A 13,174-nucleotide genomic window follows, 5' to 3' on the forward strand; every position below is an offset into this window, starting at 1 on the left:
GGCTTAGGCTCTACAAGTCGGGTCAGACTCTGCCCCAACTTTTAGCCGCGAAGCCCCTTCCTGCGGGGACTAGATGTGATCTGCAGCGGTGTTTGGATTGATTACTATGACCCCTTTATCAAGTAGCTTTAACCACGTGCTATAGCGCACATACTGAGAATACCTTGGTAGTATCCTCGACTATGTTGGTAGTATTCTCGGCGATGTTCATCAGGCATTTATAGTAGAGGTAAGTAAGTGAACGAGTTATTACTACAAATAAAGGCACTCACCAATGGTGACCCTTTGTTGACGGCTGTAATTGTTGGAATATTGACATTAACGTTAAGTGGACTCGTGGGCTACATGCTAAAAGGTATCTTCGCGAAGATGTTAAGCTGGATCAGTAGCTTGCTGTTTATACGGCTGACTATAGACGATAGCCATCAGGCGCGCACAGAGGTATTCAATAAACTGTCCTTTTTGATAAGTAATACTACAATTCCGCTATTTTCACGCTCTATCTCTGAGGCTGTGTATTATGACTATAGTGCGAGTTACGACGGTCGTATCAGTGTTAAGTCTATCGGCTACGGTATGCACGTGTTTAAATACGATGGTTGCTTGATGTTGGCTACTCGATCTAAGGTCGATAGCACGATGCCATACGACACTATTACTATAACTGCACCATGGTGGTCAAAAGATAAACTGCATAGCTTTTTAGAAGATACTCGTGGAGACATATCTACTGATCCAAGAGTTAATATTTTCGAGGATACAGAATGGTGTCGCTATGGCACATTGAAATCATCAGGGTTTAGTGGATTAGTACTAGATGAAGGGTTTAAGCAGGAGTTCCTTCGTGAAGTCGATAACTTCGCAAGTAGAGGGAAATCGGTTGTAAGTAAGCTAACCATACTGTTACATGGACAAACGGGTACCGGTAAGACTGGTATAGCTAGAGCCTTAGCTGTTGAGTATTGTCGCGATCTATACATACTTAATCTTTCTACTGTAAATGATGCCACTGTTCATAAGGCTATTAGAAAGGTACCGCCTGGAGCTATGCTGTTAATAGAGGACTGTGACTGTGTAAAGGCTACGGTATCGCGTGCTGCTGAAAGTAATGCAGATAATCCACCGCTAACCTTAGGTGGCGTTCTAAACGCGCTAGACGGAGTCATTCCTCTTGATGACTGCCTTGTCATAATGACCACAAACCATCTTGAGAGTCTTGACCCTGCGTTGGTACGTAAAGGTCGTGTAGATGTCAGTATTGAAGTACCGCTTATAAGTGCAAAACAAATCAATAAAGACTATCTGGACCGTTTTGGCGCAGTTATCAATAGAACTGAACCTATGTTAGGTTGCGAAGTATATGAACTCCATCGTAGAGCCAGCTTAAGATATAGTGTGTGTTGTAAGCCTCTGTAACCCTCCCCCTTAAATAGGCTCATGTAGTGGTCAACTAATTTTGGCCACGGCTTTTACAGGTCAAATAGGGTAAAACATGCCGCGTACATAAATGGATAAAGGGATCAGAGGTTATCAAGCGTGCTATTAATTTGTAGGGCTCCCTCAGACTCAGCCCCACTTTTCTTTCTCATTTTTTCCTTTTCTATTTTGTTCTTTTCCTCGAGTGGCATTACCTCCTGTATTCAAGTCTATCTGTTCGACTTCCTGTAAGCCCCTGGGTTGAGTGAAAGTTTTTTCTTGGTCTGCGCATCTTAATATCAAATTTTACTTAGGTTTAAGAGCCATTTTGACGCCTTAGAATTGCTTATAGTGTTGCTCGTAACGCGTTGTTTTTTAAGGTTTTGTTTTTATTGGTTTCTATGGTTGTGAATGTTAGTCTTCGGTTTTCAGACCTAATGTTATTTAGTCAGAGGCGTTAATGAATAGAGAAAATGAGGTATTCGATGGGGTTGATTTTAGCCATCAGGATTTGAGTGATTCACATTTTGAGCGGTGCAAATTTTATAACTGTAATTTTTATCATACTGATCTCAGCGACAGCCGCTTTATCAACTGCTCATTTATAGAGCAAGGCTCAGTGAGTGGTTGTGACTTTGAATATGCTAACTTGCAAGATTCGAGCTTCAAAGGTTGTCAGCTATCTATGGTTAATTTTAAGGGGGCTAATTGCTTTGGTGCCGAGTTTAGGAACTGTGACCTGAAAGGGGTTAACTTTCTTAAGGCCCGTTTTGCCAATCAGATCAGTAATCAAGTGTATTTTTGTTCCGTTTATATAACGGGGTGCAATTTGTCTTACGCTAATCTTGAGCGTCAATGCATTGAGAAATGCGATCTATTTGAAAACAGATGGACTGGTGCAAATTTATTTAGGGCTTCACTTAAGGGTTCTGATTTGAGTCGAGGAGACTTTTCCAGTGATGCTTGGGGCCAGTTTGATGTGCGAGGGTGTGACCTTTCTCATGCTGAACTTTCCGGGCTGGATCCAAGAAAGGTAGATCTTAGCAATGTTAAAATATGCATGTGGCAGCAGGAGCAGCTACTTGAGCCGCTAGGGGTTATTGTTGGCTCTGACTAACTTGGATAAGTGGGGGGGGGATTTGGGTCAGAGTAAATTTTTACCTGACCCTTTTTGTCGTTATCCCCCTGATGAGCTCATGACGCTGAGACTATAATTGATTTAGTGGTTCGGCTTGAGCAAATGCGTTTATTTGATCAAGTTTATCCGGTATAGACTTGTCATGAGTAAATAAATACAATAAAGTTGCGCGCAATTAGATTGCTCGAAACCTACATCTTGATGTGGCAACAGTACATGACCACAGGCAGTTCAGTGGATGCCTGTAGCAAAACAGATATTAAGTCAGGTTTATTTAATCACCTTTAGCAATAAGGAATACCATGGAAGCAGCATTAATGATTGGCCAACGTGCGATGATTTTGTTCATTACGCTGATTAGCAGTGCAGCGAGTTATGCCGCTGCAACGCCTGAGTCTGAACCCGCCGTTGTAAATATTGATGAAGCGAGTTTTAGCTGTATACGCGACATGACGCCAGTGCGCCATTTTTATGTAGATAATCTGTTGGGTGACATTGAAGGGACTCTAGCCGCCGCTAATTCGCCTGAGGGAGCGATTTATCCGACAGGATCTGTGGTGCAGCTGGTACCAACCGAAGTTATGGTCAAGCGCGAGCCAGGCACTTTTCCGGCAACCAGTGACTGGGAGTTTTTTGAGTTAGAAGTTGATAAAAGTGGTTCTAAAATTGCTAAACGTGGTTTCGTTGATGTAGTGAATCGTTTCGATGGCAACTGCTTCGCTTGTCATGTGCCCGCTAAAGAGAAGTGGGACTTTATTTGTGAGTCGGGACACGGCTGTGAACCGATCCCAATCGACCATAAAATGACTGGCGCATTGCAGCGCTCAGATCCGCGTTGCGGCGAAACGGCACTGGAGTCTGGTGATACCATGGCACTAATAAAGCTTAAGCTGATGGTCAGCATTGGCCTGACCAAGAAGTGGCTGGAAGAGCTGTTTTAAGCTAATTAAGAGATGGACAATAGATAGTCACGAAAGCTGAAAGGAACAAGTACAAGCAAGTGGAAGGTCAGAATAAACTGTAGTCCTGAGCCCATAAGCTATGAACGGAGTTTGTACATGTTTAATCTCCTACTCTGGCCATAAATTCAAACAGTAATGCTGTTTCTTAGCGTTGATTTGTTAATGTGATGTTGTAGAATACTTCTTAAGGGATTGGATTAGAGTGTAGGGATATTATGGGTGCCGTGGCCAAGATGAGTAATAAGCGATTTACCATTCGTGTTACTGTGGTGGGGATCTTTATTTTAGCCACAGTATTAACCGCAGCTTTTGCCATTAGTCTGCAATATTACTTCAGTAAAACCATGGCCGCTGATTCAGCCGTCAAGCTCTATAATCTTACCGCAGAAAATACCAGTAGTTACCTTGCCCAAGTCGATAGTCGGGCGATTAATACCACTCAGTTACTCTCAAAATTTGATGATCTTGTGATTGATGGTGGCTTTAACCCTGAGGCCCAACAAGCATTTTCTGAGGTCATGCGAACCAATTCATTGTTTTATGCCATCTATATCGGTATGCCTAATGGTGATTTTTACGAGCTGATAAATCTTGATGCTCACCCGGTGATTAGAGAGCAGCTTAATGCATCTCACCTGGATAGATGGGTGATTATCACTATCAGTGGTGAGGGTGAGTTACGTCAAAGGGAGCAATCCTATCTCGACGAGCAGTTTAACCTGCGTGTCTCACATACTGAGACCAGTGAATATGACGCCAGAATAAGGCCGTGGTTTGTTGATGCAAACACCGAAACTGTCTCTAAAACAGAACCTTATTTGTTTCAGCACCTGCAATCACCGGGTCAAACCTATTCGATAAAACTATCTGACTCAGGTGCGGTTCTAGCACTGGATATTGCACTTTCAACGCTTTCTGATTATTTGGCGATACAGGGAAAAGACGATAAGGGCGTCACCGGGAAAAAGATCTACCTTTATAAGAAGAGTGGTGAGCTGATTGCGTCGAACCAAGTAGACAAAAGAGGCGTTGAAATACCTGAGTCTAAAGCGCTGGCTTTGAGTGCGGAGCAGCGATCGCTTGTTGCAAATACAGAGCCCTTGTTGGTCTCAAATGAAACCAATTGGGCACCTATCGACTTTGCTATATCCGGTATGCCTCAAGGTTACAGTATCGATCTGCTTAATCTGGTTGCAGATATGACGGGGTTAGAGCTCAAGTATATCAATGGCTTTAGCTGGGGTGAGTTGACTGAGAAGTTTAAATCCAAAGATTTAGGCATGTTGCACTCTGTGGTTAAAACCGATGAAACGCGTTTATTAGGGGAGTTTAGCGAGCCTTTTCTTGAGCTTCCTTTCGCTGTGGTTACTCAAAAAGGCACGACTCCAATAACGCATATCAAGCAGTTAAACGGTAAGCAGCTGGCGATACCGACGGAGTGGTCTATTGTCGAGGTTATTAGGAAAAACTATCCGCAGATTGAGATAGTTGAGATGCACTCCACCTACGACATACTACATGCGGTTGAGCAGGGGGAGGTTTTTGCCGCGCTCGATAACAGCATCATATTGCACTACACGGCGAACCAATTCTTTATTGAGCAGGTTCAATACCATGAGCAACTCGATTTCTCGCCACTAACTGTCGATACCGGCCTGTATGTCGTGATGTCGAGTCAAAACTCAGCCATTATTGAGGTGATAAATCTGGCACTAGCCAACATCACCCCAGAGCAGACGCAAGCGCTCCGGGCTAAGTGGTTTGGTGAGGGAGAGAAGCAGAGTTTATCGACGCAGGGAACCGTCCCCTATGAAGCCTTGATCGACTTGGCTCGTGAGCCAAAAAATCAAAATCAATTAATTCGTCGCGAATTAAATGGTGTCGAAAAGTTTATCTATGTGACCCCTTTTGGAGATAGCACTGCGGGAAGTGAGGAGTACTTTGCTATCGTCGTTCCAACGGAGCAGCTACTCGCGACCAGTGTCGAGAAAGTGCAGCAGTCTATTCTACTCACCAGCCTCTGTTTACTGTTGATATTGCCTGTTTCCTGGTTGTTTTCATCGCCTATCATTCGTCCTATCAAGTTATTAGCTATCGAAAATGAGAAGATCAAAAACCGCCAGTATGATGAGGTGAAGAGAATCGATTCCAATATCACTGAACTGGATGATCTGGCCCACTCTATGATGGATATGTCGGGGGCGATTAAGGCATATGAAGAGAGTCAAAAGGAGTTGATGGAGTCTTTTATCAAGCTAATTGCACAGGCTATTGATGATAAATCTCCCTATACCGCTGGGCACTGTAATCGTGTACCGGAACTTGGCTTAATGTTGGCTGAGGCCGCAGAACAATCTCAGTCAGCTCCCTTTAAGGATTTTAAATTTCATTCGGCCGATGAGCATCGGGAGTTTAGAATTTCCGCCTGGTTGCATGATTGCGGCAAGATCACCACGCCAGAGTATATCGTCGATAAGGGCACTAAGCTTGAAGCCGTGTATAACCGCATACATGAAGTCAGGATGCGCTTTGAGGTGCTGTGGCGTGATGCCGAGATTGATTATCTCAAGAGTGCAGCATCTGGAAAGGAGTCGAGTGAGCTCTACCTTGCGAAGTTGGCCCATAAACGAAATCAATTGATAGAAGACTTTGAGTTTATCGCCAATGCAAATGTCGGCGGTGAATTTATGGGGCAAGAGGCTAAAGAACGCTTGGCTGAGCTCGCCAACACCACCTGGGAGCGCCACTTCGACGATAGGCTTGGCCTTTCACCTGTCGAAGAGCTTAATCTTAGTGAGCAGGAAGCTAAGGTGAGTTATCCCGTTACAGAGCCGTTATTAAGGGATAAACCCGAACACATTATCAAACGGATTAATTCGGTGGAGTTTGACCCTAAGTTTGGTATTAAGATGGCGATTCCTGAAAATCAATATAACTTAGGCGAGCTTTATAACCTCTCCATCTCAAGAGGTACCTTGACCAGTGAAGACAGGTTTAAAATTAACGAGCATGTCACCAGCACCATTAAAATGCTGGAAAACCTGCCGTTCCCTCCCGAGCTTGCGCGTGTGCCGCGCTACGCTTCAACTCACCATGAAACCTTAAAGGGGACGGGTTACCCACGAAAGCTCAGCGCTGAAGACTTATCGATCCCTGAGCGTATTCTGGTGGTGGCCGATATTTTTGAAGCTCTGACCGCTGCCGACAGACCTTATAAAAAGGCGAAGCCACTCAGTGTTGCTATCGATATTCTGTATAAGATGGCACTGGACCAGCATCTGGATATGGAAATTTTTAAGTTGTTCCTCTCGAGTGGGATATATCTGGAATATGCCAGTAAATTCCTCGACCCGGCGCAGACGGATGAAGTGGATGTGGCTAAGTACTTAAACGATGCAGAAGTGCGTCAAAGCGCTTAAAACTCGAATCGGATAGTGGGGGATAAGTAGGGGCTGAACAAAATTATTTCGATGCCCTTGTCGGGGCGTCCCATTTTCTGTGGCCTCATGCTACTTCCTGTCATTTTGTCCATTTCGTCAGCCCCGTCTTTTCTCAGCTAATTCTTTTAGATAGTTTTAAGCTAGGCCTCAGGTAGCTTGATTAAAATCGGAGAATAACATGGCTACCCATAATTATTGATGGATAGTTTAGCTGGACTCCAAATGAGGAAAAACAAAGTGGGTGGCTATGCTCTTGATTTATTATTACAAATTGTTTTGGCAAAACTAATTCTTGCCCGTTTGAGGCATGTGTAAGTCTTAATAAAGCCACCCAGGAATACAGCTTCTCTTAAGAAAGATAACGTTCAGGAACAAGAAATATTGAAATTTTCGAAGATTGGCTAATAATCTATTTTTTCATTATGAAAATGGATTGTCAGCTTCCATGGTTCGTATTTGTATACACTTTTCACTCTGAACCAATTGAATAGTATGTTGCGGACGATATAGCTTGATGCCAATTGTTATATCCTTAAATTGAATGTAAGTAACAGTCCAATCATATAAGTCATAATTCATATCAATCACTTTGCCGTAACGATAAATCTCATCAATAGTTTTCTTATATACACTAAAGGCCTCTCTGTAGCTTTTCAACTTAACTTCTTCCATATAATACTTGTGTTGATTGATGACAAAGTTGGAACGTCGAGAGATTTTACCGTACCTTAACCATTTCATATTGGTTCGATTGAACAACCAAAGCAACCAAAACAAGCCGGTGATGATAATGCCAATTAAAAGTAACATAGACTAAGTTAGAGTTCGGTCAGTTTATTCAGCCACTGACAGATATCACCTTCCACTAACAAATTGCTCGTTTTGAGTGTATCCAGTGACCTGGCGTTATGTTTGTTTAGCCTGATTAAATGAGTGTGAGGAAATTGGCGGCTAAATTGCTCAAATGGAAAGCGAATAATGGTTGGCGTGTTAAAACCAACGCCAAGCTCCAACAGGAGTAATTTTTGGTTATGAAACTGACCCAAAAATTCGCTGTATCCTTGTTTGGCAGCATGCCAGTTTGAATTTTCCACAAAGGTATTATCAATTCGAACATGCAGCATCATTGGTTCGCCGCAATTTGGGCAATACGGCACCAATTCGCTGGGTATTTGACAATCAGCTTGTTGAGCTGCCATTGCAGAAATCTGAGATTCATTATCATACAGCTTGTTGTGACACGGCACTGTACATTGAAATTTACCGTAATCTCCCTGCACCGCAAAAATATTTCTCTTATCAAAACCTGCGCGTTCAAATTGAGCATCGACATTGGTCGTAATAACAAAGTATGGCTTGTGACGAACCAAATCGAGCAGTTTCAAATAAACATCACCCACTTTAGTATCGTAACGATTAAGTTTGACTTGTTTCGACCTGAATCCCCACTTTTCTTCCAAAGAAGCAAATGGGTAAAAACCAGCCGAGTACATATCTCTCATACCATATTTAGCAATATAGTCGGGAAAATTCCGCTGGAAGCGTTCGCCACCATACTCAATACCTGCCGCAGTTGACAGGCCGGAGCCAGCACCTATTAAAACAGCGTCACACTCTTGTAATAACGCTCGACTGTTGGAGATGATTTTATCGTCCATTGGTATTCTCTTATTGTAAAAACTGCTGATACAAACGAGTATCTTCGGGCTTAAACGTATTAAAAATGACGGTATCAATGTTGGAGTTTGGGTTGTTTAGCAGCCACTGCTGAACGGCTCTAACAGCAGCCTGAGCTGCAGGCTTTTGTGGATAACCAAAAACTCCCGTAGAAATACAACAAAAAGCAATACTGTTAATGCCTAAGGTTTGATCGGCTAACGCTAAACAATTTTCATAGCATAATTGCAGCAACTTTTGATGCTCACCAGTTACATTCCCCTGCACTATAGGACCCACTGTATGAAGCACATATTGGCAAGGTAAATTGTACCCGCTGGTTATTTTAGCTTTAGCAGTTTCTTCGAATTGCCCTTGAGCCTTGATAATTACGGCGCAATCATCTCGTAGCCTGACACCTGAAGCTGAGTGTATGGCGTTATCAATACAGCTGTGCAGCGGCTGAAAACACCCTTGCAGCTCTTTATTCGCTGCGTTAACAATCGCATCGGCGGCAAGTCGTGTTATGTCACCCTGCCAAAGTTTCACATCAGCTTTCCCAAAGCGCACTAGCGTAGGCAGCGCATCAATAGTGGTTACCGATTTTACTGCCAGCTCTTGCTGCAATAAGTCATCCAGCAGCGCAGTTTCTTGCTCACTCAAGGTAAAAGGAGGAAGAGTATTTAAAGTAGCTCTTAGTAGCTGCCTTTTTTGAAGTTCACCTTGTGGCGGCTTGCTCATTAACTTTTGTGCATAGGGCTGCAGCGCTGTTAGTAACTGATCAGTAATATATTGAGCTGTATGTTGATGTTGTGACATCGAATTTACCTTCAAGCTTTATTGTTTGTTAACCAAATGCCCCATGGGAAGCATTGCAAGTTTTGGGGGGAGATAGCCTGTCTACTCCCCATGGGGGTTTTGAAAACTACAACAATGCAGTTAATCGCTGTTGGCTATTCAACTAATTTAGACGAATTATGATTAAGCGGTTTCCTTTACGTGGTAATTAACACTGTGCACAAGTAAGAAATCATCTTGAGCAAAACCAGGAAAAGCGGCTGTTAATTTATCCATTGCAGCTTGCTGAGTTTTTTCAGATTCCGTTATCTTAAGGAACTGCTCCAGATAGCCTTTCATATTTGTTACCAGCGTTTGGTCTCCGCTCTGACCGTGGCCTGAATAAAAGGTCCACTTATCAGCATCTTCCATTTCTAATATTTCGTTTAAAATGTCAATCCACTGATGTATTTCCTGTCTGTCAGTGCCTGGTCCGCACCAGGCGTGCACCTTGTCGTATAGTAAATCGGAAGCAAGAAATGCTTTTTGCTCAGGTATTGTTAACGTTGTCATATGCCCACATTCATTCCCTGGGTAGTCGGCATGAACATGAATGCGGTTAGCCTCCAAAGGAAGTGTTAAAAATGGCTCATCGATAACACTCACTAAATTGGCGTAGTCAAATCCCTCAGGGTTTTCGGTCGTTTTCACTTTCATCAGCGGCTCACCTTCCAGCCAGCCAACAGATTCCATCCACTGTGAAAATCCAATAAGGTCTTCTTTAATGGCCGATGTTGCTACCTTAATTGGAACATTGGGAAAGCGGCGATGTAAAACCCCCAGACCCATATAGTGATCGGCATGTCCATGTGTAATAAAAATGCAGTTTAGCTTTTTACCTTTTGTCTCAATATGATCAGCAAGACTTTCAGCTTCAGTACTGTTTCTAAGCGCATCAACAACAATAGTATTTTCATCATCGGACAGAATATAACTGTTTACATTGGCTTCGGTACCTTCATAACGTTCAATATTAATCATTCTAATTTTCCTTACATAGGTTGTAGATTATTGAATAACTACTTGGCTTTTGCTCAGGAGTTAAAAACACAAGTAGTATTCAAAGACTATTTTGTTGGTCATTACTTCATATGATTATCAACACTATATTTCAGTAAGAAGTCGGCTTCTTTATACTCCGGGTATAGCGCTTTCATTTTCTTCATCGCCTGCTCTTTAGATTTAGCCGTTGATGTAATGTGGTTAAAGTCATCAATATATTCCACCAAGGTGTCAAACAAGGTGATATCGGCAGGTTTACCATGACCTGGGTATACTCTTGGGTTACGCTTGCTGTATTCAGACTTAAACTCTTTCAACTGCGCCCTCCAATTTGCAACGTGGTTTTTGGTTACGCCTTGACCCATCCATAAATGTACCTTGTTGTAAGCTAGATCAGATGAGAAAAGTCCATTTAAATCATCGACAAATACTGTGGTTAAGTGCTCGGCTTCTGCTGGAGAATAGTTAGTATTAAGTTTTAGTTCACCGCCGCCATTCATCGTTAACGTATTTGTAGGAAGAACATGGATATTATTCAGGTAATCGAAACCATTAGGATTTTTTTCAGACTTTGGTTTAAGTAATGGTTCGGCATCTAACCAACCGACACTCTCCATCCAGGTAGAAAAGCCAAGAATATCTTTTTTAATCTCTTCATTAGCCACCACGACTGTTGCTTCGGGAAAAGTTTTTAACAGCCAGCTCATGCCCGTATAGTGATCCGGGTGGCCATGTGAAATTAGAATGTGGCTTAAAGGAAGCCCTTTATCCTTAATTACTTCGGCTAGTTTTTTAGCTTCGGCTGTCGAACGCTGCACATCCATAACAACTAACGATTTACCATTTGAAAAAATATATGAATTTACTGTTGCTGTTTCACCTTCAAAAATATCGACACTTACCGCACTAGATGCATGAGATATTAAAGGGATTCCTGACAATAAAATCATGGTTGCAAATATAATTGGTTTAATAAATGTATTCATCGTAATGTCCTCACAATTTAAATGTTTATATGATTAATCTGTTTGAATTAGTTACCTGCAAAGGCCTTAAATGTTTGCCCTGTTTCGACGCCTAATACTGAGCGAACATAATATTTCGCTAAATCTTCGGCATTAATTGAGTTAAATCCTGGAAAATAGTCGCCATAGGTGTCTAATGATTCGGTAACGACTGTTGGACTAACAACATTGATACGTATGTTGTTAGGCAGCTCTATCGAAACGGCTTTGGCAAAATGCTGTATTGCACCATTTAATGTGGCTGCACTAGCACCATATGCAATTGGGTAGTCAGCGATAATGCCACTTGTTAATGTTATGCTTCCGCCATCATTTAGATACTTACTGCCTATTTGCGTTAAGTTAACTTGTCCCATCAAACGACTATTAATACCAACATCCCATTCTTCACGAGATAGTTCAGAAAATGCATTAAATGCGATATCGCCCGCAGCACATACAATGGCATCGACCTTACCAATAGATTCAAATACTGAATGAATTGATGCTGTTTTGGTGATATCGATTTGCACGTCACCACTGCTGTGGTTTGCTTTAATTACCTCATGCGCAGTTGCTAATGCTTTTACAACTTGATTTCCGATTGTGCCTGATGCGCCTATGATTAATATTTTCATTTTTGTTCCTGTTGTTTTAATATTTGAATTATATGCCGTTACTTTTTTGTTAAAAACCGCATAAAATAAACGCATTGTTTACATATTGGAGTTAATGAATGAACCTTAGCTACTTACAGACTTTTCTAGCCGTCGCCGAAGAAGGCAGTTTCACAAAGGCGGCGGACGTACTTGATGTATCAAAAGGGTTAGTTTCTCGTCATGTATGTAATCTTGAAAAAGCGTTAAATTCCAAATTGTTTCATCGAACTACTCGGCGTATAGCGTTAACTGAAGTTGGAGAAGAGTTATTTACCAAAGCCAAACAAATTCAACTGTTAGCTTCTGAAGCGGAAATACGGGTAAAGGATATTACTCAAGAGTTCTCTGGAGATTTAAAAGTCAGCGCCCCGTATGAGTTTGGGCGAGCACTTTGTGATCATGTTATTCCATCATTTCTGCGCCAACATCCACAAATAAACCTCATTCTTGATTTTGGTCCTATCAAAAGAGAAATAGCATCTGGTGACTGCGATGTCGCTTTTCGGGCATATGAAGAGTTGCCGAATGATGTCGTTGGTAAAGAGTTAGGGTTTATTAGAAATGTACTGGTTTGCAGCAAGGACTTTGCCCTGCATAATGAGATTAAATCAATTAAAGATTTGCATCATTGTGCTTTTATCTTAAATGGACAGAACGAACGTTGGAATCAACTGGAGCTGGTGAATGGCGATAAAGAATATAAAATTGAAGTTGGTGGAACTTTACGTTCAAATACATATAGTTCTATCTTTTCGCTAGCTAAGCAAGGTTTAGGGATCGCCAGTCTTCCTTACTATCAGGTAGAGGGATCGCTAAAAAGCGGGGAACTAATTCACCTTCTTCCTGATTGGGCTATAAAAACACATAAGCTAAGTTTACTATATGCCCAAAGACGGATAACGCCGAGAAAGCTGGTAACGTTTAATCTGGCGGTAAAAGAATGGTTGGGATCGAGTCAGTTATATTTGATAAATAAATCATAGACATCCATTGTCATTTTAAATTGGATCCGTCAGGCATAGAGTAAACTTTTCTCTGTGCCTTTGTCGGGGCGTCCCAT

General features: G+C 42.1%; 11 protein-coding genes. 5 read left to right on the forward strand and 6 right to left on the reverse strand.

Features of this window, described 5'->3' with window-relative positions:
• Positions 1 to 237: 237 nt before the first annotated feature.
• From SSED_RS03345 to SSED_RS03360, 4 genes are all read left to right on the forward strand, one after another.
• Positions 238 to 1,416, forward strand: a complete 1,179-nt coding sequence (locus SSED_RS03345) for an AAA family ATPase (protein ID WP_012140997.1) — start codon at positions 238 to 240, stop codon at positions 1,414 to 1,416.
• 460 nt (positions 1,417 to 1,876) lie between these two features.
• Positions 1,877 to 2,533 (forward strand): Qnr family pentapeptide repeat protein, encoded by a 657-nt coding sequence (locus tag SSED_RS03350; RefSeq protein WP_012140998.1) that lies wholly within the window; start codon positions 1,877 to 1,879, stop codon positions 2,531 to 2,533.
• Positions 2,534 to 2,856: 323 nt separating this feature from the next.
• Positions 2,857 to 3,495, forward strand: coding sequence for a hypothetical protein (locus SSED_RS03355; RefSeq protein WP_012140999.1), 639 nt, complete (start codon positions 2,857 to 2,859; stop codon positions 3,493 to 3,495).
• A gap of 236 nt (positions 3,496 to 3,731) precedes the next feature.
• Complete coding sequence (locus tag SSED_RS03360) at positions 3,732 to 6,935, forward strand: HD domain-containing phosphohydrolase (protein ID WP_012141000.1); 3,204 nt, start codon at positions 3,732 to 3,734, stop codon at positions 6,933 to 6,935.
• 441 nt (positions 6,936 to 7,376) lie between these two features.
• Here the strand turns inward: SSED_RS03360 and SSED_RS24550 are convergent, their stop codons facing one another.
• From SSED_RS24550 to SSED_RS03390, 6 genes are all read right to left on the reverse strand, one after another.
• Complete coding sequence (locus SSED_RS24550) at positions 7,377 to 7,628, reverse strand: hypothetical protein (RefSeq protein ID WP_012141001.1); 252 nt, start codon at positions 7,626 to 7,628, stop codon at positions 7,377 to 7,379.
• A gap of 146 nt (positions 7,629 to 7,774) precedes the next feature.
• A complete protein-coding gene (locus SSED_RS03370; protein WP_012141002.1) occupies positions 7,775 to 8,614 on the reverse strand; it encodes an SIR2 family NAD-dependent protein deacylase in 840 nt (279 codons plus the stop codon).
• A gap of 10 nt (positions 8,615 to 8,624) precedes the next feature.
• Entirely contained in the window at positions 8,625 to 9,431 is an 807-nt protein-coding gene (locus SSED_RS03375; RefSeq protein ID WP_012141003.1) for a protein-ADP-ribose hydrolase, read from the reverse strand.
• A 162-nt stretch (positions 9,432 to 9,593) separates the two neighbouring features.
• Positions 9,594 to 10,430 (reverse strand): MBL fold metallo-hydrolase, encoded by an 837-nt coding sequence (locus tag SSED_RS03380; RefSeq protein WP_012141004.1) that lies wholly within the window; start codon positions 10,428 to 10,430, stop codon positions 9,594 to 9,596.
• 101 nt (positions 10,431 to 10,531) lie between these two features.
• A complete protein-coding gene (locus tag SSED_RS03385) occupies positions 10,532 to 11,437 on the reverse strand; it encodes an MBL fold metallo-hydrolase (RefSeq protein WP_012141005.1) in 906 nt (301 codons plus the stop codon).
• 47 nt (positions 11,438 to 11,484) lie between these two features.
• Entirely contained in the window at positions 11,485 to 12,168 is a 684-nt protein-coding gene (locus SSED_RS03390; RefSeq protein WP_223295944.1) for a short chain dehydrogenase, read from the reverse strand.
• A gap of 23 nt (positions 12,169 to 12,191) precedes the next feature.
• Here SSED_RS03390 and SSED_RS03395 point away from each other — a divergent pair, with 23 nt between their 5' ends.
• Positions 12,192 to 13,097, forward strand: a complete 906-nt coding sequence (locus tag SSED_RS03395) for a LysR family transcriptional regulator (protein WP_012141007.1) — start codon at positions 12,192 to 12,194, stop codon at positions 13,095 to 13,097.
• Positions 13,098 to 13,174 lie beyond the last annotated feature (77 nt).

It is taken from the genome of Shewanella sediminis HAW-EB3, from assembly GCF_000018025.1.
In the GTDB taxonomy this organism is placed as follows: domain Bacteria; phylum Pseudomonadota; class Gammaproteobacteria; order Enterobacterales; family Shewanellaceae; genus Shewanella; species Shewanella sediminis.